This is a genomic window from Desulfonatronum thiosulfatophilum (assembly GCF_900104215.1).
Taxonomy (GTDB): Bacteria; Desulfobacterota; Desulfovibrionia; order Desulfovibrionales; family Desulfonatronaceae; genus Desulfonatronum; species Desulfonatronum thiosulfatophilum.
Map to the genome: position 1 here is coordinate 39,917 of NZ_FMXO01000007.1, position 21,183 is coordinate 61,099.

General features: G+C 54.2%; 18 protein-coding genes. 5 read left to right on the forward strand and 13 right to left on the reverse strand.

What is annotated here, in order from left to right; all coding sequences use genetic code 11:
• Positions 1-20 precede the first annotated feature (20 nt).
• From rseP to BLP93_RS06975, 5 genes are all read left to right on the forward strand, one after another.
• A complete protein-coding gene (gene rseP / locus BLP93_RS06955) occupies positions 21-1,085 on the forward strand; it encodes an RIP metalloprotease RseP (RefSeq protein ID WP_092119136.1) in 1,065 nt (354 codons plus the stop codon).
• Between the two features lie 16 nt (positions 1,086-1,101).
• The gene (gene tsaB, locus BLP93_RS06960; protein ID WP_161946219.1) at positions 1,102-1,875 is read left to right on the forward strand and encodes a tRNA (adenosine(37)-N6)-threonylcarbamoyltransferase complex dimerization subunit type 1 TsaB; all 774 of its coding nucleotides are present in this window, start codon (positions 1,102-1,104) and stop codon (positions 1,873-1,875) included.
• Positions 1,872-4,109, forward strand: a complete 2,238-nt coding sequence (locus BLP93_RS06965; protein ID WP_092119141.1) for a DUF3536 domain-containing protein — start codon at positions 1,872-1,874, stop codon at positions 4,107-4,109. Before tsaB ends, BLP93_RS06965 begins: the two co-directional genes overlap by 4 nt.
• 11 nt (positions 4,110-4,120) lie before the next feature.
• Positions 4,121-4,609: a hypothetical protein gene (locus BLP93_RS06970; protein ID WP_092119144.1), complete on the forward strand. Its 489-nt coding sequence runs from the start codon at positions 4,121-4,123 to the stop codon at positions 4,607-4,609.
• Positions 4,610-4,874: 265 nt separating this feature from the next.
• A complete protein-coding gene (locus tag BLP93_RS06975; protein ID WP_092119147.1) occupies positions 4,875-5,963 on the forward strand; it encodes an FAD:protein FMN transferase in 1,089 nt (362 codons plus the stop codon).
• Between the two features lie 649 nt (positions 5,964-6,612).
• Here the strand turns inward: BLP93_RS06975 and BLP93_RS06980 are convergent.
• The 13 genes from BLP93_RS06980 to BLP93_RS07045 all read right to left on the reverse strand — a co-directional run bounded on the left by BLP93_RS06980 (position 6,613) and on the right by BLP93_RS07045 (position 21,117).
• Positions 6,613-7,254, reverse strand: coding sequence for a PEP-CTERM sorting domain-containing protein (locus BLP93_RS06980; protein WP_161946220.1), 642 nt, complete (start codon positions 7,252-7,254; stop codon positions 6,613-6,615).
• 287 nt (positions 7,255-7,541) lie between these two features.
• A complete protein-coding gene (locus BLP93_RS06985) occupies positions 7,542-8,117 on the reverse strand; it encodes a PEP-CTERM sorting domain-containing protein (RefSeq protein ID WP_139162946.1) in 576 nt (191 codons plus the stop codon).
• Between the two features lie 916 nt (positions 8,118-9,033).
• Complete coding sequence (locus BLP93_RS06990) at positions 9,034-9,495, reverse strand: hypothetical protein (protein ID WP_092119157.1); 462 nt, start codon at positions 9,493-9,495, stop codon at positions 9,034-9,036.
• Positions 9,496-9,594: 99 nt separating this feature from the next.
• On the reverse strand, positions 9,595-11,382 hold the full coding sequence (locus BLP93_RS06995) for a LytR C-terminal domain-containing protein (protein ID WP_161946221.1): 1,788 nt from the start codon (positions 11,380-11,382) through the stop codon (positions 9,595-9,597).
• Between the two features lie 637 nt (positions 11,383-12,019).
• Positions 12,020-12,919, reverse strand: a complete 900-nt coding sequence (locus BLP93_RS07005) for a tetratricopeptide repeat protein (protein ID WP_092119165.1) — start codon at positions 12,917-12,919, stop codon at positions 12,020-12,022.
• Between the two features lie 651 nt (positions 12,920-13,570).
• Positions 13,571-14,455 carry a type II secretion system F family protein gene (locus BLP93_RS07010; protein ID WP_161946222.1) on the reverse strand — a complete coding sequence of 295 codons (885 nt, stop codon included), beginning with the start codon at positions 14,453-14,455 and terminating at the stop codon, positions 13,571-13,573.
• Positions 14,456-14,587: 132 nt separating this feature from the next.
• Positions 14,588-15,568 (reverse strand): type II secretion system F family protein, encoded by a 981-nt coding sequence (locus tag BLP93_RS07015; protein ID WP_161946223.1) that lies wholly within the window; start codon positions 15,566-15,568, stop codon positions 14,588-14,590.
• A 277-nt stretch (positions 15,569-15,845) separates the two neighbouring features.
• Positions 15,846-17,231, reverse strand: coding sequence for a TadA family conjugal transfer-associated ATPase (locus BLP93_RS07020; RefSeq protein WP_092119174.1), 1,386 nt, complete (start codon positions 17,229-17,231; stop codon positions 15,846-15,848).
• A 287-nt stretch (positions 17,232-17,518) separates the two neighbouring features.
• On the reverse strand, positions 17,519-18,670 hold the full coding sequence (locus BLP93_RS07025; protein ID WP_092119177.1) for a CpaE/TadZ family protein: 1,152 nt from the start codon (positions 18,668-18,670) through the stop codon (positions 17,519-17,521).
• Between the two features lie 67 nt (positions 18,671-18,737).
• Positions 18,738-19,811, reverse strand: coding sequence for a pilus assembly protein TadG-related protein (locus BLP93_RS07030; RefSeq protein WP_139162947.1), 1,074 nt, complete (start codon positions 19,809-19,811; stop codon positions 18,738-18,740).
• Positions 19,812-19,827: 16 nt separating this feature from the next.
• Positions 19,828-20,298 carry a TadE/TadG family type IV pilus assembly protein gene (locus BLP93_RS07035; protein ID WP_092119180.1) on the reverse strand — a complete coding sequence of 157 codons (471 nt, stop codon included), beginning with the start codon at positions 20,296-20,298 and terminating at the stop codon, positions 19,828-19,830.
• 24 nt (positions 20,299-20,322) lie between these two features.
• Positions 20,323-20,754, reverse strand: a complete 432-nt coding sequence (locus BLP93_RS07040; RefSeq protein ID WP_092119182.1) for a TadE/TadG family type IV pilus assembly protein — start codon at positions 20,752-20,754, stop codon at positions 20,323-20,325.
• 63 nt (positions 20,755-20,817) lie between these two features.
• Positions 20,818-21,117: a hypothetical protein gene (locus BLP93_RS07045; RefSeq protein WP_092119184.1), complete on the reverse strand. Its 300-nt coding sequence runs from the start codon at positions 21,115-21,117 to the stop codon at positions 20,818-20,820.
• Between the last annotated feature and the right edge of the window lie 66 nt (positions 21,118-21,183).

Consider the following 21,183-nt stretch of genomic DNA (forward strand, 5'->3'; position numbering starts at 1 on the left):
CCCAACGAGACGAGATAAGAATGCAGAGTGTTATTGCCATTGTTCTTGTGCTTGGGGTGCTGATATTTTTTCATGAGCTGGGTCATTTCATCGTGGCTCGATTGTTCAAAATCGGCGTTCCCGTTTTTTCTCTTGGCTTCGGGCCGAAGCTGTTCAGTTTCGTCTCCGGTGGAACGGAATATCGGCTTTCCGCTGTTCCCTTGGGCGGATACGTCAAACTGGCCGGCGAGAGTGCCCAGGAAGATCTTCCTTCGGACATTCCCCCGGAAAGCAGTTTCAGCCTGCGCCCGCCGTGGCAGCGCATTCTGGTGGTTGGAGCAGGGCCGGTTTTCAACTTTGTCCTGGCGATTTTCATCTACTGGGGGCTGTTCTGGTATCACGGCCAGCAGGAACTGTTGCCCGTGGTGGGCCAGGTGCAGGAGAACAGCGCCGCCGAAGCCGCCGAACTGCAATCCGGAGACAGGGTCCTGACCATCAACGGTCAGGAGATCCAGTACTGGCGTCACCTTTCCGACCGGATTCAGGAGTCTGAAGGCCAAGCCATGCACCTTACGGTCCTGCGCGACGATCAGGTCGTGCAGCTGACGGCCGAGCCCCAGGTGGCGACCCGCCAGAACATTTTCGGCGAAGATATCCGGGTGGCCATGCTTGGAATCACCGCCGCCGGGGAGACCCAGTCCATTGCAATGGGACCGGGAACGGCCCTGATCGCCGGAGCGGAACAGACCTGGGAAATCGTCACCCTGACCGTCCAGGGCATTATCAAGCTCGTCGGCCGGATCATTCCCGCGGACAATATCGGTGGGCCGATTCTCATCGCCCAACTGGTCAGCGAACAGGCCGCCGAGGGGTTGACCAACCTGCTGGCCCTGACCGCCCTGATCAGCATCAATCTCGGCCTGCTGAACCTGCTTCCCGTTCCCGTGCTGGATGGCGGGCACATCCTGTTCTACACCATCGAAACCATCACCGGAAAGCCGCTCAACCCCAGGGCGCAGGAAATCGCCTACAAGTTCGGCCTCGCCTTTCTGATCGCGCTGATGACCTTTGCCGTGTTCAATGACATCACACGCTTCTTCAAGTGACCATGCCCCTGAAGACATGAAGGACAAGCTCCTCCTGGTGCTTAACGGCGCCGAGGAGCGCGTCCAGATCGTCCTGGCCCGCGGAGGCAGCCTGGTCCTGCATCAGGAATGGGCTGCTCCGGCCCGGGTGATGCGCTTCCTGGTTCCGGCCCTGGAACATGCTCTAAGCATGTTGGAGCTGCGGATGCGGGACGTCTCCGGCATTGCCTGCGTGCGCGGGCCGGGAAACTTCACCGGGTTGCGACTGTGCCTGGCCACCACCTACGGGTTGGCCATGGGTGCCGGACTGCCCATGGCCGGGCTGGACTACATGCCCGCCCTGGCCGCCGGCCCCGGGCCGATGCTCCACGGCCGGCTGGCCGTGCTCACCCATGCCCGCTCCAACCAGGTCAATTGCCAGCTGTTCCGGGTTCCGGACATGACCCCGCTCAGCCAGCCCGAAACCCTGGCCCTGGATGATCCTTCCTCTCTTGAACCCCTTTTGGATTCGGCCGCGGATACCGCCGCGGGCCCGCTCCATGTCCTGGGCAGCGGCGTTCGTCGCAATCTGGCGGCACTGCAAGCCTTGCTTCCCCAAGCCCGTTTTCTTGATTCCTCCTGGGACAATCCCCGGCCGGAAGTCCTGATTCGGCAGACCCTTGCGGTCCGGTTCTCCTTTGATCCGGTTGAACCGCTGTATCTGCGGCCCTGCGACGCCGAGGAGAATCTGGAGGTTTTCGCGGCCAAGCGGGGCATCAGTCCCCTGGAGGCTCGGGATCGGCTCCGCGTGGCCATGGAGGGCGAGACATGAGCCAGACGCGAAAGCTTTGCATTCACGGGCACTTCTATCAACCGCCGCGCATGGATCCCTGGATGCGGGAACTGCTGCCCGAGGGCAGCGCGGGTCCGGGACTGAACTGGAACCGCCGCATTCTCCAGGAATCCTATGCTCCCCTGGCCTGGGCCCGGCGTCGGGACGACCATGGCCGGATCACGGACATCGTCAACTGCTATTCCTGGATCAGCTTCAATTTCGGTCCGACTTTGTTGTCCTGGCTGGAACAGGACGATCCCCAGTGCTACGCCCGGATTCTGGAGGCCGACCGCATCAGTCTGGAGCGCTGGGGTCATGGCAACGCCCTGGCCCAGTGCTATCACCACATGATCATGCCCCTGGCCTCGGAACTGGACAAGGATGTCCAGCTGGCCTGGACCGCGGCGGATTTTCAGGCCCGCTACGGTCGCATGCCCGAGGGATTGTGGCTGTCCGAGGCCGCGGTGGACACGCCGACTCTGGAGGCCGTGGCCCGGGCCGGATTCCGGTTCGTGATCCTGGCGCCGCGTCAGGCCCTGGCCGTGGCGGATCTGGACGGCGCGAACCACTGCCACGTCGACGAATCCACCCTGGACATCCGCGAGCCCTATGCCGCCCGGCTTCCTTCCGGCCAAAGCCTTGCCGTATTTTTCTACCACGGCCCTCTTTCCCAGGCCGTGGCCTTCGAGCGCCTGCTCGAGGACGGAGAGCGGTTCCGGCAGCGCGTCAATCAGGCCGCCGGAAGCGGTTTGCTCTCCCTGGCCACGGATGGGGAAACCTACGGTCACCACTTTCCTTTCGGCGAAATGGCTTTGGCCTATTTCCTGGAACAAGTCGTGCATGGAAGGGACGGGCTGGAGCTGACCAATTACGGCGCGTACCTGGCGGCCAATGCGCCCCGGCGGCGGGTCTATCTGAAGGAACCTTCCTCCTGGAGCTGCATCCACGGCGTGGAGCGCTGGCGTGCGGACTGCGGATGCACCGACGGCGGCCATCCCGGCTGGAATCAGCACTGGCGCGAACCGTTGCGCCGGGCATTGACCGGGAACAAGCAGCGGGTGGACGAATTGTTTTTCCATGCGGGCCGACACTGTTTCACTGATCCGCGCCGGGCTTTGCTGGAGTACGGTCGCGTTCTGGCCGGCGGCCTGGATCGCCGCGCTTTTCTGGAGCAGCACGCCCTGCCCGGTCTTGCGCCGGAAGCGGAGCGCAGGGCCTTCGACCTGCTGGCCATGCAGGAATGGGCCATGTGCTCCCTGGCCAGTTGTGCCTGGTTTTTCGACGAAATCAGCCGCGTGGAGCCCTTGAACGCCATGGCCTACGCCTTGCGGTCCATGGAGCTGGCCAGGGCCTGCGGCGGCGAAGACTGGACGGACTCCTTCACGGCCGTGCTGGCGGAAATTCGCTCCAATCTTCCCGAAAAGGGCAGCGGCGCGGATTTGTGGCGCAGCCATGTCCTGCCCAGGTCAATGAACCCGGCCACGTGGACCCTGCTCGGTTTGTTGCTGAGCCAAGCCCGCGACCGCAAGCCGGAGCAGGGCAGGCTGCGGCTTAAGTTTCGTGCTGCTGATCTGGAACTGCATGTCCAGGAGGCCGACGAAACGCAATGGCGGGGTCGCGGGCTGCTCACCGGCGCTGAAAACGGTCCGCCCAAGGAATTCACGTGGCGTTGGACCTTCGGGGAAACGCCGGGCGGCAATGCGGACGCGGTGCATGTCGTCGTGGAGGGTCAGGGGAAATTCTCCTGCACGGTTGCTGATCTGGCCTGGAACAAGCGGCAGTTGATCACCCTGGCCTGGCTGGACCGCCAGGCCGAGAACTGGTGGAACGGCCAGCTGGATTTCGCGTCCAGGGCCGCGGTTCATTTCCTGGAGTGGCAGGAAGACCAGCACCATCCCAACCGGGAGGAAGTCTGGCGGCTGCATCTGCCCGGACTGGCCTGGGCCTTTATCATGTCCGTCGCCCCCTTTGCAGGGGATGCGGAGCTTCGCCTCTTTCTCCAGCGCAACTGGCAACCGAACGAGGAGTTCGATGCCCGGCTCAGCGTCCATCTCCAGGCTCTGCTTGCCGGTGATGATCCGGACTGGCCTGCCCTGGACCGGATCGCCGGGCGCATCCGGGCCCTTGGTCTGCCGATGAACCTCTGGCCCGTGGAAAACCGGCTCTGGGATATGCGGCACCTTCCAGAGGACAAGACGCTGGCCCCGCAGTTCGGATTTCAAGAGATGTGAGGCGAATCGTCATGTCGGAAAAGCTGTTCAAAGCCCATCATGCCCTGCCGTGGCTCTTAGTCATCGCCCTGGCCGTGATCTGCCTGACCTTCTACGGCAAGCTGCACCAGTCCCGTGAGGCCCTACGCCTTTGCGAAGCGCAAAGCCATGATCTGCGCGAACAGCTCGACGTGGCCAACATGGCTCCGCTTCTTTCCATCCAGCGTGAAGTTCAGCCCAGCCTGAGCGAATTCGAACTGCGCCGCCTGCAGCGCAAGGGGCTTGCGAATCCCGTTTTCGAGCTGATCCAGGATCTGGCCTCCCGTCCCGAACTGATTCCGGCCGAAGCCTTTTTCGGCGGCACCATGCACATCAATACCGCGGAAACCTACGTCCTCACGGATCGCTGGGTGCTGGCCGGTTTCGAGGACGGCCACGTCCGCGGCAATCTGTGGATGGAGTACGACGTGGATCAGGTCGGCAGGATAACCTGGCGAGTTCTGGGCTGGTACATGAATTAGTTTACATCCGGTTCGATTTCATCCGGCTGGGGCAGACAGAAATATTGAACCGCTCGCTTCGCTTAAGGCGCAGAGGACGCAAAGGGGAAAACCTTTTTGAAAGCAGGGAAAGAGCTGCTTTCAAAAAGGTTGCCTCACCCCTTGCGGGGTGATGTTTGGATATCGCCGTTAGGCGTGGAGTCTTTATCTTTCCAGCGGAAGACAAAACTTCTTCTCTGCGACCCCTGCGTCTTGAGCGAAGCGGGCGGTTCAACTTAAATTTTCTATGCCGATCAATCCTCCGGTTCACGACAGGACAGCGCTCCTGACTCGCATTCCTCTTCTCTCCCTTTCGTTGATCATCGTTCTGGCCATGTTGTTGGCCATGTCCACCGCTTGCCGGCAACCTACGGAGCATGTTTTCAGGGGCATGACCATGGGCACGGTGTACACCGTTCGCGTGGCCGGTGTTTCGTCCCGTGCCGTCTCCGGCCTGGAGTCGGAGATCCGAGGTCGTCTGGAGGAAATCAACGCGAGCATGTCCTTGTATCGCCCGGACAGCGTGATCTCTCGGTTTAACGCCCTGGAGTCCTCTCAATCCATGACCGTGGGCGGGGATTTCTGGAATGTGCTCCGGGCATCGGTGCTGGTTCACGAGTTGACGGACGGGGCGTTCGATCCCACGGTCAAGCCGTTGCTGGATCTGTGGGGTTTCGGTCCCGGATCGTCCTTTGCGATTGGTCAGCCTCCGGACATGGACCAAGTCCGTGAGACCCTGGAAGCCGTGGGGCTGCACTTGATCGACAGTTCCGAGCCGAGGGAGCCAAGAAAGCTCCATCCCCGGGTACAACTGGATTTCGGCGGGGTCGCCAAGGGATATGCCGTGGATGCACTGGCCGAGGTGCTGCGGCAAAGGAATCTGGCGGATTTCCTGGTGGACATCGGTGGGGATGTTTTGGTTTCCGGGCGCAACGCGGGAGGGGAGCCGTGGCGGATTGGTCTGAGTCAGCCGGATCGGGATATGGTTGGGAATGAGGTGCTGTTGGTGCTGCGCCCGAAAAACGCTGCCGTGCTGACCAGCGGGGACTACCGGCAGTACTTTCACCATGACGGGCGCTACTTCAGCCATGTTATTGATCCACGCACCGGCCACCCTCTGGACAACGGCGTGGCCAGCGTCACGGTCATCGCCGAAAGTGCCGTCTACGCCGACGCCCTGGCCACCGGTCTGATGGTTATGGGAGCGGATGCCGGTCTTGAGTTGGTGGAATCTCTGCCGGATGTGGAAGCTCTGTTTCTAATCAGGGTGTCCGAGGATCAGGTCGTGGATCGTCGCAGTTCAGGGTTCAACAAGGTAGCTGGGATGGAGATGTAATAAGAATTATCTCTCGCCCGCTCGAAGACTCGCTCGAGTCGCGGAGCTCGCTGAGGGGGAAGAATTTGTAAAGCAGGAGAAAGATCTGCTTTACAAAAGCTCCCCGGCCTATGGCCGATACAACCTCTCTTCCCCTCCGCGCCTCTGTGCCTCTAGGCCCGCTTTGGGGCCGGGCGAGAGCTATTCTTTTTCTTTGTTCTCTCGCCCGCTCGAAGACTCGCTTGAGTCGCGGAGCTCGCTGAGAGGGAAAGAATTTTAAAGCAGGAGAGAGATCTGCTTCCCACAATGCTCCCCGGCCTACGGCCAATACAATCTCTCTTCCCCTCCGCGCCTCTGTGCCTCTAGGCCCGCTTTGGGGCCGGGCGAGAGCTATTCTTTTTCTTTGTTCTCTCGCCCGCTCGAAGACTCGCTTGAGTCGCGGAGATCGCTGAGGGAAAGAATTTGTAATGCAGGAGAAAGATCTGCTTTCCAAAGCTCCCCGGCCTACGGCCAAATTACTTCTCTTCCCTCCGCGTCTCCGCGCCTCTAGGCCCGCCGCGGGCCGGGCGAGAGCTATTCTTTTTCATTTTTTTCTTCTTCGGTTTTTCAAACAACAAAACCCTCCGCCTCGATGAGACGGAGGGTGCGATATACATCAGCCTTTGATGAATCAGCCGTTCCTGCGGCGGCGAACGTACAGTCCCATACCTGCCAAGCCGAGAGCCAACAGGGCGATGGTCCCCGGCTCCGGTACAGGATTCACGGGATCGCCAGGAGGAGTGGCCAGCGTTGTTCCGGGAACAAATGGGTTGCCGTTGCCCGAGAACCTGGCGAGGAACCACGGCTCTCCGGCCTTGAAGAAGTCCTGTTCCGTCAACTTAGAAAATCCCGTGCCGGTGAGCAGGAACTTGAATGTCGCCGTGGATCCGACTCCCAGTCCCTGGGACGGATTGCCGCTTCCTTGAAGATTCTTGTTGGTAGATGCGCCAAGACTGAAGTTGTTATAGGCGGCTCCGTTGATGCTCCCGTACAAGGGATTCAGGTCATGGGTGAATTCCGTGCCGGTGAGATTATACTGCAGTTCCTCCGGAACGACGAAGGCAAAACCGGTCAGGTACCCGCCGTTGTCTTCCTGGGAGATGTTTTTCAAACTGACTTCAATTATCGCGGATTCATCGCTTTGCACAAGAAATGAGAAATCCCCCGTGAACGATCCGAACCCCACGCTTCCATAGATGGGAATAGCGTGAGCGGTCATCGATGAAGCCAAGTAAATGGCAAAGGCCGCAAAGGTAAAAAGGATTTTTTTCATGATGATCTCCATATAGGTTAGGTTGAATGCTGATCTTATAAAGGATTAGCAAACATCGTGCCGCTGGTATTTATAAAAGATGTAAGTATTAAAGCATATTGTGTATTATTGTTTTGTCCGGGACAGCCGGATACTGAAAAGTAGAATTGTCTTCGACAGAAGCTCCACTGAGATGCTGCCTTTTTTTGAGCCGTTGCTGTTTTGATGGCAGTACTTCGGCCATGTCGAGCAAAAAAGGCGGGGAGTGAATCCCCGCCTTTTGGCGTTAGCAGCATGTGCTTTATCGGTCAGTTTGAAAATTTCCTTCGCATAAATGCCAGTCCTGCCAAACCGAAGCCAAGGAGAAGCATCGTGCCCGGTTCCGGGATGGGATCAGCCTGGAAACCTCTCACGAAGGACATTTCCGGGGGGGTGCCGCTGTTGCCGGCGAAATCCAGGTAGCCGACGTTCCAGATGCCGGAAAGGGCAGCGGGAACATACTGGTGCAGTGAAAAGCTTTGCGCTCCCTTGACCACCAGCATGTCCACGTACTTCATGTTCGGCAACTGGTTTTGCACAACATTCCAGCTTCCGGCCAGGCCGCCCTCGGAGGGTGATAAAGCGAGTTCAAGCTTTTCCACATACAGGAAGCCCGAGTTGTAAAAGAACTCCAAGGCGGTTGGATCGCCGTAGTTGTCCCAGGAACCCGTGCCGAGGTACGTACCAAGTCCGGCCCCATGGTCATCGGTGCCGTAGTCGAAACCGCCCTCTGGCTGCCAATATGGCCGAATTTCCAGATCACTGATGCTGTAGGCCATCCCCTTTGCCACGAAACCAACCATGAACAGACATACCGTCATTAGGATGAATATTGTTTTTCTCATGACATTACCTCCTGTTTGAATGACAACGAGAGAAACATTGGACGATATGCGTTGAGCAAGAAGTCGGCCAAGACACGACCCATTTCTCGCAGTCAAGAGTAATTGTCTGAGATATAATGTTTTTTTGTTTGGAGACAGGTCGGGATCAATGGTTTTCGAGACAAGTTGGATGCATCGGAGATGATCGCAGTAAAGTTTTCCGGCAGTCATGATTAAGCTTGCTCGGGAAATACCGCAAGAATTCGATTGGTTAAGGATTTTTGCTATAAAGAAATGATGTAAAGAAAAGCGACATTCGAAAAGAAATTCGACTAAGAAAATAGAGCTGCTGTATCGGAAAAAAAATATAACCAGGATGATTCATTCCGTACTCAGTAGGGACATCCCCTTTCGGGTGTCCTTGAGGGATGAATGCGTTGCCCGATGATGGACGCCACTTGGTGAAGCTGAATGCCTCTGGGACCGTCGCACCCCAGTGCGGCGCGTATTATGAAATATTTGTGTCGCACTTGGTGACAGTGATCCATGTGACAAAAGGCCGCACCGGGGTGCGGCGATCCCGGGCCGAGAGGCTCCGCACTGGGCGGAATTCATGAGTTGAGTGCAACCATCAATGATTGCACTCAACTTCTTTGTGAAGAGGCTCGCCTGGGCTTAGAAATTCACCGGATATTGGGCGGATAGGTGATCGGCTCCGGCGGTGACCGTGACCGTGACCGGTTGGGTGCTCCGGAGGTGGATCTCTGCGATGCCGTGGCGACTGGTGCGCCATTAGGGGGCAACGAATTATCCGCCGGTGCTGTAGACCAGACAACGACGTTTTCCAGGGTGTCTCTCTGGGGCCGGTGACCCAGCACCTGGGTGATTCTTGTATCGGCCGTGGGGCCGGTTTCGATGTTGTATAGGCGGATGTTCTCTACAATGACACCAGAATAGATGCGGTGATTGTTCCGGTGCCCACCATGTCCTGCCAGGGCACATCGTCTCGCTGGTGCGCCGCGGTGGCTGTGGCAGTGACCGTGGCGCTGGGAATGGAGCCGAGCACAAGGTAAATGTCCGCGATGCCGTTGGCATTGGTTTCAATGGATGGACCGTTGGGGGAATTGATGCATTCCATGGTAAAATCTTCGGGATCCACCTCTACCTCTTCACACAACTGGCCAGCACTGGTGCTGAAGCTGACGAGCACGCCTTGCATCGTCTGATTATTCTTGTTCAGAACCGTGGCTCTGACAATCTTCGTGGAAATGGGCAGGAAATCAGATGAAAAGGAGTCCATTCGTATCTCGCCGGGACCAGGACCGTCACCGCCACCGCACCCGGGCATCGCCAAAAAAGTCACCACCATCAACGCAACAAGCCACCATCCTCGTTTCATGCCATTCCTCCTTGTATTTGATTATGTAATGGTTGATCCAATGCCGTTCAGCCTGGGTGCGGCGCTCCCAGGGGACAGCATTTTGTCATCGATTGCCCATCATGGACGCACGGGGGAATCCGGCCCTCGGCTGATCAGCGTGCCTTGACCGGAAGCGGCGTGATGGGTTGCGTCTTCGTCTTGTCTGCGCTTGAGAACCGCCATCTGGTGCTGATCCAGATCCTTGCCGACAACTACCCGGATGCGTGATGCGCTATTGCCCAGGAGGGCTTCTTCCTTCAGGAGGTACTCGCCCGGAAATTGGCGGGACAGCAGTTCCGCGGCCGGGAGATAGCCGATTCCGTAGTGGATGATCGTGCGGGGATGATCGAAGTGGTCGGCGTTCTTTTTGCGGATCACCCGGAAGCCGTTTTCTTCCAGGTACGAGCCGACCTGGTGCGCCATGCGGCTGATGCCGTTGCCGTTAAGCACTTCCACGGGAACGGCTTTCAGAAAATCATGCTGATTGGTTGGTCGGTGCGGGGCGAAAGGAACGCTGGCTGAAGCGTGTCGGGTGGCGGATTGAACCTCAGGCTCGGCCTGGGGCTTAAGCTGGGATTCGATTTCGAGAGTTGAGTCGTTCTTGGCCGCGGGAACTTCCAGTGCGAGAAGCGTTTCGGCCATGGCTGTGACCACGGTTGCTGGAGCCGGCTTCTGTTCGGTGACAGGGGCCGGTTTGGGTGCTGGGGTGGGAAGGATTGGAGACGGCTTTTTGAAAATTGCTTCGGGCGTCCCTGGTTGTTCCGTCGGAGGAACGGGGGCGGGAATTGCTCGGGGATGTAATGGGAGCGGGGCGGGATCGCTTTGTTGTTCCGTGGGGTGTTCGGGCTGGTGGTCAAGCGGACTATTGGTTTGAGGAACAGTTTGCTGTTCGGTGTGGTGATCGCTGTTAGACGGCGTCCCGCCGGATTCGGACAAAGGTTGTTCTGCCGGTGGTGCGGGATTCGGGCTGCGCGAATCAGCGACAACGACGATCTCGTGGGGTTTCTTGAATTGTTCCGGATGGGGAGGTCTTTCAAATTCGAGAGGTCGTTCAGGTTCAAAGGTTTTCGTTGGTTCTTCCAGCCCTCGTGGTTCCAGAAGCTCCGGGTCGTCCGGTGTCTTGCCCGGCTGTTCCGGAAGCGGCTTGCGGATCCAGTGGCGCGATTCGGGATCGGATTGGGCGGTTTCCGTTTGTTCTTCGATTTGGATTTCGATCAAGGGATTTGGGTCGGCATGGGGGGCGGGATGTTCCGCGTGATCAATTGAACCGACAGGTTCGGAAGCTGGGGGAGGAACGGCCGCTTTCGGAACATTTAAGATTTGCTCCGTCGGCTTGATGGGGCCGGGCATAACGCCGTCCGCATGGGCGTCACCCTGGAATTTGGCCAGGGCTTCCTCGAAGAGACCTTTCTGAGCATAGGCCATGCCTAGATTGTTCAGAAAGATCTTGTTGCTCTCGTCCAGAGTCACGGCTTTATGGAACGCCTCAACAGCCGCCGTGTAGTTGCCCTGGAGAAAGTAGGAGTAGCCGAGATTGTTGTAGATGTAGTCCTGATCCGGATCCAGGCTCAGGGCCTGCTTGTACAGCCCCACGGCCTGTTCATAGTTTTCCAGCTTGTCGCAGGATACGGCCATGGCATTGAGGGCCTTGATGTGATCGGGTTCCAGCAGGAGCACCTTGGCGAATTCATCCACGGCCAGTTTGTGCTGCCCGCGAGCCTGGAAATAGAGGCCCTGCCGGAAATGCATTTGCGGATTGCGGATGAAGGGCCGGGCCGAGGCTACGAGCCGGCGCAGTTCCTGGTCGGTCATCGTCGTGCGGTGCTGCGTTCCCCAGGGCTGGGAATCATGGTTCCTGTCCCACAATGCGCATCCCGACAAGGAGACAAATCCCGCTGCAATGCAGAGGGGAATGCCAATCTGTTTCCAATGCTTCCGCCACCCATTTCCCATAATTTGCCCATCCTTTTTTCAATCAATTGAACTGCTCGCTTCGATCTATTGAAAGTACGATGAATTTGAACCGCTCCCTTCGCTTAAGGCGCAGAGGACGCGAAGAAGAAGTTTTGCCTTCCGCTGGAAAGATGCGGAAGCCAAAAAGACTCCACGCCTGGCGGCGAAATTATAAACATCACCCCGGCAGGGTGAGGCAACCTTTTTGAAAGCAGCTCTTTCCCTGCTTTCAAAAAAATGTTTCCCCTTGGCGTCCCCTGCGCCTTGAGCGAAGCGGGCGGTTCAACATTCCTGTCTGCACCAGCCGGGTGAAATAGAACCGCCCACTCCCGTTGGTCGTTCAAGGCGCAGAGGACGCTGAGAAGAAGTTTTGTCTTCCGCTGGAAAGATGCGGAAGCCAAAAAGACTCCACGCCTGGCGGCGAAATTATAAACATCACCCCGGCAGGGGTGAGGCAACATTTTTGAAAGCAGCTCTTTCCCTGCTTTCAAAAAAATGTTTCCCCTTGGCGACCCCTGCGTCTCTAGCGAAGCGGGCGGTTCAACAATTCTTACTGCCCCTTCCCCAAACCCAACCTCGCTCGCTTCAGATTCTCCCCAGCCATGACATAAAACCCTGGTTCGAGTTCGATGGCTTTTTCGAAGGTGCGGACGGCGTCCGCGTAGCGGTTCTTGTTCAGGTAGACGCTGCCCAGATTGTTGTAGGCCTGAGCTTCGGTGCCGCCTTTGCGGAAGGCTTCCAGGGCGGCTTGGTAGTGTCCCAGGTTGGAGAGGGCCAGGCCGAGGTTGTTGTAGACGCGGTGGTTCTGGAAATTGTGCTCCAGGGCTTTGTTGAATGCCGCCACGGCCTTTTCGAAATTCCGGGCCATGGTCAAGGAAACGCCCAGATTGTTGTACAGGGAGCCGTCGCCGGGCTGCAGGGTGATGGCTTTTTGGTGCTCGATCAGGGCCAGGGCGGTTTCGCCCCGGCGGTCGTGGATCATGCCCAGGTAGGCACGAGATCGCCACAGGTCCGGGTTCAGACGCAGGGCTTGTTGCAGACTGAGCAAGGCCTGATCGAGGTTCCCGGCCTGGAAATAGGCCCGCCCCATTCCTTCATGGGCTAGTTCAAAATCGGGATTCTTGGCCAATACGCGCTGGAATTCGCTGATGGCTTCCTGGTTGTGTTCCCCATGCACAAAGACCAGACCCCGTTTGTACCTCGCGCTGAGGTTGTTCGGGTCTTGCTCCAGGGCGCGGTCGTACTGAAACAGCGCCATCTGCAGGTTGTTTCCGGCCAGCAGGGCGTCGCCCAAGCGTTCGTGCTCGCGACTGGTAATGTTCAGCCCGTCATCCCGGGTCAGCGAGCCCGGTTGTTTGGCCGTACAGGAAATCATTCCCACGCAGAGGAACAGCAATGCCGCGGCTAATCGTATTGAAAGCCCGAACCTTCCAGCCCTGTCGTCTCTCATGATTCGATCCTTCACCCGTCGTTGGCGCGGCCCGCCGGAATGGCCGCTGTTGGTTGATTATGAACGTGTATGATGCGCGGTTAGACCGCGTTTTCGACGTCCGCCTTTGGGCATCCGCAAGGGGAGCCCCTACGGGTCCGTGAAAGCGCGGCGGTTTATCTATGTGGACATCAAATATGCTCGATACCTCATTCTCGTAGGGCGCGCCGTGCCACTACAGATCCAGCTTGAGGCGACGGGGTGTACTTCTGGCCGACAAATTCCCGCGACTGCTATTACTCGTAGGGGCTTACCCTTGCGGTCGCCCTCGGGTGGTCGTTGTGGCGCGCTTTCGTGATTGAAACGCCAAATATCGGTCTGTCGCCTTTTTTATGTTTGCCTTACCTTTCCGTAATATTGCTGAATGCATTTTTAATACCGTCTTCACCTTAGCGATCCGGGTGGGGTTCCCTTACGAGAATATAGAATTGCGGAGTATCATGAGGGGTCGTTTGGAACGTCTTGGGTGTTGTCGTGAGGATATGTTGCGGTGGGATAGGAAATGTGGGTTGTTCTTGGTTTTTGAAGTCAGCCTCAGGGCTCCGTGAAGGGTGCCCTGAGGGGATGTCGTGTCGGATTTGTGTTGCGTGTAACGTTGCATATGGCGTTGCGTTACATATTCTGAAAAAAATGCGAGATTCGGATGACTGCCGGCCCCAGAATAACGATGAACATGGTAGGAAAAATGAAGATCATTAATGGAAACAGAAGTTTGATGGGGAGCTTGCCAGCTTTTGCTTCGGCACGCTGCATGCGTTCCGTGCGCATACTGTTAGAGAAGACTTCCAGGGCTTGGCTGACGCTGGTGCCGAACTTGTCGGTCTGCAACAGCAGGGTGACCATGTTCTGCATCTGTTCGAGATCCGTGCGCATGGCCAGATTCTTTAGAGCTTGTTGGCGTTGCATCCCTGCTCGCATTTCCAGGGTGAAAAGGTGCAGTTCGTCGCTGAGTTCCTTGCAGGTGAACCGGGTTTCCTGGGCAACCCTGCTGATGGCCGAATCCAGCCCCATGCCGGCCTGCACGCAGACCACCAGCAGGTCCAGGGCGTCCGGAAATCCGTCAAGAATGATCTGACGGCGTTTCTGTGTCTTGTCCAACAGCCAGAGATCGGGGATATAGAATCCGCCAATGGCTAAGGTTGTGATGAATATCATTGACATGGTTGTGGAGATGGTCACCTCGGGCATGAGTGCCCGGAATAGAACGTATTGCAGAGGCATCAGGACGGTAAAAGCCAGTTTGGCTCCAAAAAAAGCAGCGGGTGCGCCTTCGGAACGAATTCCAGCTTTGAGGAACTTTGGTCGCATGGCAGCATGTTCAACTAAAGTGTCCTTGCCCATTCTATGACCCAACAGGCCGAGAATTCCCAGCATCTTGTTTTCAAAACCAGGCGCCCCCAGGGCCGTAGTCTTAAAAGCGGCGGCAGTATTCAAGCTTGAGGATTGGATTTTTTCCATCACAGCCCGACGTTGGGAAGCAATGCGTATATACTGCATGATTCCGACTGTCAGGAGAAGAACTGTCATGAAAAACATTAAGGCAAGTATAAGTGGAAGGAATTCTGCTGGCATGTCGGATTTCTCCTTGGTTATTCATGCTGATTTGAGAAAGGTGAACATCTTTAATTATTATACCTTGATCTCCACCATCTTGCGCATGAAGAAATATCCAAGAACCATCATTATCAATGCATATGCGATCATAATTTGACCGATAGTTTCTTCAATCAATAATTTCATATAGTCCGGACTGAGCAACAAAAGTCCTCCAGCTACTACAAATGGAAGCCCCATAAGAACCCACATGGACATGATGCCTTCCGCGGACAAAACCTTAACCTTCCCATAAAAGGCAAATCGCTCCCGTATTATGGCCGCAGTATTTTCAATGATTTGTGCCAGATTACCACCGGTTTCCCGCTGCAGGATCACCGCAACTACGAAGAAGTTCAGATCCTGGCAATCCACGCGCTCGGTCATCTTACGCAGGGCATCGGGAACAGCCACTCCAAAGTTGATTTCGTCCAAGGTAACCTCGAATTCCGGCCCCAGGGGATCCTCGAATTCGTCTGCTGCCAGCTTCAGACCAGTGCTGAAGGCATGACCTGCCCTCAGCGACCTGGCCACCAAGTTCAGGGCCTCTGGCAATTGCTTCTGGAATTTGGCCATTCTTCTTTTTTTCATCCGCCTGAGGTACAGGAAAGGGCTTATTCCAAAGAGCAGGGCAACAGGCAGTGCGATGATAAATCCATAGTTCAGGGAAATTACGGCCAAGTATGCGGAAAGTCCCAGAAGCGCGGACAGTATGATGTAGAACCCGACGGAATATTTGGCATTAGCCTGATACAGCAGCTTGTGGAATTGGTTTGCAAAGGTGAAATGCCGGAGCAGATCGTTCAGTGATTTGATGTCGCTGAAGACTTTTTTTCGCAGGATGTCCGGCGCAACGTCTGCTGAGTCGACATTCTTTTGCTGAAAGGTGATTTTGCGCAGCTGTTTGCGAATCCTGGCTCTGTCCGGATTTTTTATCGTCCGGTATGCAAAGAGCATTATCTCGATGGTAATGATCGAAATGAGGAAGATGAATATGGCGACCATGTAGATGTTCATTGCGTGTCCTTCCTGAGCATTTTGCATTAAAGAATTGAACCGCTCGCTTCGCTTAAGGCACAGAGGACGCCAAGAAGATTTTTGGCTTCCGCTGGAAAGATGCGTAAGCCAAAAAGGCTCTACGCCTGGCGGCGATTTCAAAATCACCCCATTAGGGGTGAGGCAACCTTTTTGAAAGCAGCTCTTTCCCTGCTTTCAAAAAATGTTTTCCCTTTGCGTTCCCTGCGTCTCAAGCGAAGCGGGCGGTTCAAATTCTTCTTACATTCCACCCACCAGCCTAAACCTCATAAACCACATCAGGATTAAATATCTCCCGGTTCACCTCCATCCCGTGCTGGACGAACTTGTCCACGAAACGGGGCCGGACGCCTTGGAACCGGAAATGGCCCTTGATCTTGCCATCTGGCTCCACTCCCGTGGAATTGAAGGAGAAGAGTTCCTGGGTAGTGATCACGTTGCCTTCCATGCCGGTGATTTCCTGCACGCTGGTGATCTTGCGGGTGCCGTCGGAGAGCCGGGAAACCTGGATGATGATATGGATGGCCGAGGCGATGAAGCGCCGCATGAATTCAATGGGAATGTCCAGGTTGGCCATGGAAACCATGCTTTCGATACGCATCAGGGCGTCCCGGGGCGTATTGGCGTGGACCGTGGTCAGGGAGCCGTCGTGGCCGGTGTTCATGGCCTGGAGCATGTCGAAGGCTTCAGATCCGCGCACCTCGCCGACGATGATTCGGTCCGGCCGCATCCGCAGGCAGTTGCGCACCAGGTCTCTGGAGGTGACCTCGCCCTTGCCTTCGATGTTCGGAGGTCTGGTTTCCAGGCGGACGATATGATCCTGCTTGAGTTGCAGTTCCGCGGCGTCTTCCACGGTCACAATGCGCTCATTGGACGGGATGAACTGGGAGAGGCAGTTCAGGAGCGTTGTCTTGCCGCTGCCCGTTCCGCCGGAAATGATGATGTTCAGACGGCAGTGGACGACTCCCTTGAGGATTTCGCCGATGCCGGGAGTGAGGGCCTTGAGCATGATCAGGTCGTCCAGCATCAAGGGATCACGGCCGAAGCGGCGGATGGAGAGCACCGGACCGTCGATGGCCAGTGGCGGGATGATCACGTTGACCCGGGAGCCGTCGGCCAAGCGGGCGTCCACCATGGGCGAGGATTCGTCGATGCGTCGGCCCACGGAGGAAACGATCTTGTCCACGATTTTCATCAGATGGGCGTCATCCTTGAAGGTGGATTCGGAAAGTTCCAGCTTGCCGTAGCGCTCCACGTAGATCTGCTTGTGGGTGTTCACCAGAATGTCGGCAATGGTGTCGTCCTTGAGAAACGGCTCCAGAGGTCCCAAGCCCATGACCTCGTCCTCGATGTCTGAAACCAGCCGCTCCCGTTCAGCCAAGTTCAGGGGAACCTGCCCGCCGTCTTCCTCCAGAATTCGCTGCACCAGGGATCGGATCTGGGTCTTGAGAATATTCTTATCCAGGGAATCCATCAGTGTCAGGTCCACCATTTCCAGTAACCGGGAGTGGATTCTGTTCTTGAGTTGAAAGAACTCGTCGGACAAGTGTTTGGCCTGAATGCGCTTTTGCGGAGTCGGTTTCTTATCAACAAGCTTGAGCGCTGGTTTAGGCGCTTCTTCGACTTTTCTCTTGCTGAACAACATGCGTCACCTCGTGCAGTTGAAATTTAAACCGTGAAACGATTGTACCGCCCGCTTCGCTCAAGGCGCAGAGGCCGCAAAGGGGGAAACATTTTTGGAAAGCAGGGAGAGAGCTGCTTTTCAAAAGGATTGCCTCTCCCTGGCGGGAGGCAAAACATCGCCGTCAGGCGTGAAGCCCTTTTTGGCTACCGCATCTTTCCAGCGGCAGCCAAATTCTTTTTCTTGGCGTCCTCTGCGCCTTAAGCGAAGCGAGCGGTTCACACTCTTCTATCGAGCACGCTTTAACTTATTTAGAAAATCCACCATTTCTTCTTGGCCACTTCCTTCTGATCTGTAACGGCAACCAAGTTGTCGGCCAGTTCCTTGAAGCTTTTGGTGATTTGCATCTTTGGTGCGAAACGCGACAGAGGCTTGCCCTTGTTGATGGCTGAAACAGTGGTTTGGTAGTCATTAGGAATCTTCCAGAAAACTTTCTTGCTCAAGGCTTTTTCCACGTCGGCCATGTCGATGCTGCCGTTTTTTAGGTGCCGATTCAGGATGACCTTGATCGTTTCAGGGGCAGGGTAGCCGATATCCTGAAAGGAGCGCAGGAGCTTGTTGGTGGTGGCCAGGCAGGGCAGGCTTTGGACTGAGATCAGGAACAGGGTGTCAGACATTTCCAGAACCTTCAGCGAGTTGTCGTCCATATGTTGCCCCAGGTCCACCACGATGAAATCAAATGATTGGCGCATGACGCTGAGCAGGCGCTGGATGATTTCCGGGGTGGCAATATTCTGGCTGCCAAAGGAGCCCGGTGAAGGAAGGACCCTCACGCCTGAAGGGTCTTTGGCCAAGATATTTTTCAGAAAAGTGGTATCCAAGCGAGAAATGTTGTTGTTGATTTCCTTCCAGGTATAGGCCGGCTCAATCTCCAGGAATAATGGAATATCCCCGAACAGGTTCAAGTCGAGAAGAACCACGGAATCGACGCTCTCCTCTTCTGCCAGACTCACGGCCAGATTAACGGCAAATGTTGTCGTGCCCACTCCTCCCTTGCTGCCCATCACGGAAAAGATACGACTTGAGCGGGTCGATCTATCAGAAGACTTGGTCTTGCCTTGTCTTGCCGCAAAGCGTTGCAGAGCCGCGGCTACTTCCGAATCTTCAGCTTCCGGTCCGAGAAATTCTCTGGCCCCGGCTCGAATGGCATTAAGTAGGAGGGCCTGATCCGTGGAGTTGGAGGTCAGGAATACCTCGCCCACCTCACCATCGTTCAACAGGTTGTGTATCAATTCAAAGGTGACATCCGGATCTTCATTGAGTTCAATGATCAGCAGGTCGGCTCGTATAGAGTCATTGTCAATTATCTCGAATTCAAACTGTTTGTTGAGAATGTCCTCGAATTTCTTGCGGAGGATTCTGCTTTGGATTTGCAACCTGACTCTGTATGTGCCTGCGTTCATTAATTCCTCTCTATTGAAATTGTTTCCGAATCAAGAGAAAAAGAAGTAAATGTATGTATAATTGTATTTACTCTACCAAGTTTGGAATGGAACCCAATAGTCCGTAATTAGCGCCACCGCCACGTGAATAATGGTGTTCATTACATAGTACAGTCGCGACAATTTCGTGATTATTGCAATCTACAGAATGAATAATTGCTCCTGAAAATCCAATGATGGGTATCAATGTGTTAGGGTTAGAACAATCATGCCAGTCATAAACTGCAACTATAGTAAACCAATTGCCATCCTCATCCCTGTTAGCTTCCCACAAATCTTCCAGATCAGGGTGATTATTATGGCAGAACGCGTTGGCAATATTTCCTCCGATAAACTCTAGGCCATCGCCTAAATTGAGTTCTGGGCTAGTATATGTTCCATCAAGCATGCCTTCAAATATACCCCTAAGTTGATTTGCTGATGCAGGGTTTAAGTCAAAGGTGTTCCAGCCGGCACATGCTTCAGGGTCATTTGCTGGATAAAATTTAATTGGTTGGTCGCAAAAATTGCCTGGCCATGTATGATTGTACCAATATGCTGAAATACCTACGGGGGTAGCAACTCCTTCTCCTATATTTATTGCGCCAGTTAGTGCGGCTGTCGCGTCTGCTCTTATGTCCTTAGTATAATTTGAAAATACAAATTTTAATTGGCCATGTGCTGCTTCTTTCAAATTTAACCTAGCCTTCACACTATTTTTTTGCCCTACAATATTTGAGACCTTCTCTAAGGTGAAACCATGTTTTTCATCCCAATAGCCAATTAATATTTCGATATATTGTTCCCAGTTTTCGCCAAACATGCCGAGAGGCTTACCGGAAATAAAGTTGCTTGCAGCAATTTGCATGGCTACATCATGAATTTCGAATTCATCAATCGGGTTCATCTTTTCCAAGTGCTGCCGACCTAATTCAGCAGTTCCTGCAAGTGCGACAGCATCCGCAATATTTTGCAGTTCATTTCTTGTTGTTGTGAGCTTACCGATATCGATTGCTAAAGCTGCTACTCCGATTAGCACAAATATAATGAAAAAAGCAGTCATAACTGCGATTGCCCCGCTTTCATTATTATTTTTTTTTATAATAATATTAAGTTTCATCATAATGATCACCTCAAATTCATTCGCAAATCATGGTTGATTTTGTAACAATTCTAATTTTAAAGTCGCTTTTAGCTAGCGAAAAAGGAGGAATGAAGTTTACCGGCAGGCCGTAGTTATAATAAAAACGGGATTCAACTTGTAATTTATCACCAAACTCGCTACATATTTTTGTTCCTGTTGATAAATTGTCTATATCAACAGATATTGGATCCCTGTTTGGATTGAATGTGACGATATATTTCGCGAACTCATTAACTCGTTCTTTGATCATCTCTTCGCTAACACGATCGATCCTTGAAACGATGCCGGTTCTGGCACCTTCTCTGGTTGCCCAGGTAAGGACGTGTCTGTTGAACATGTATATGCCAGCTTCCATAATGATAAACATTACAAGCAAGAAAACGCTAATGATGAGAGCAAATTCTACAGCTGTTGCACCACATTCATGTTTTTTATTTTTTTTTCTTTTTAAAAATTTTAATAACATAAAATCACCTGAAGTCACTATTTGTTAGGTTGATCCAGGCTCCATCTTCATGATCGTTTGTGTATTAACATTTATTGGTTCCAACTTTACTTTAAAAAATTCTGTGAATACGCCCAATAACAAATAGGAGTATTCATAATTAACACTGACTATGTAATTTCCATTGCCATCTTCGGAAGCACTAATTTTTTTGGTGGAATAATCATCTGTTCCTAATGTCAGGAATATGGCATTCTCAATATAATCACCGACCATCTCTATGATTTTATCGTCATTTTTTCCTGTTATTCCCGATCGTGCCCCTTCGCGTGTTGCATTCGTGATAACCTGTTTATTATAATATAATAATCCAAACTCTAATGTTCCCAAAAAGAACAAGAGAAGCAAAGGAAGCATTATAGCAAACTCGATCATTGCTATACCATTTTGCTGAGCATATGATTTTTTGCTGAACATAAGATCACCACATGGTGATTATTTGTTACACAAGTTCAATTCAACGTAATTGTTGTTCTTAATCTAATTTCCCATAATGATTATTGGACTCACCTGCTCTCGTTCTACTCCGTCTTTGAAGCTCTCCCGATACCGCTCGACGCTATGTGCCGCAGCCTTGGGGTCGATGCCTTCCACTGGGGCTTTGGTCAGGCCGGCGGTCGGGTTGAGCGTCTGGTTGTAATTGGCAGTTTGGACGGATCTTCCCCAGTTGTCCTGGAGATAATAAATTCTTTGGCTTTCCGGCAGGTTCCCGGCGCAGCCCCAAATCATAGTACTTATAGCAAGAAGCAAACCAACGCAGATCGCCATGCTCTTGTTCATCCCAGCCTCTCCTTAATTTGTTTGTCTTGAATTTCCGATTCTGATCTTCTTACTTCTGCCTCTTAA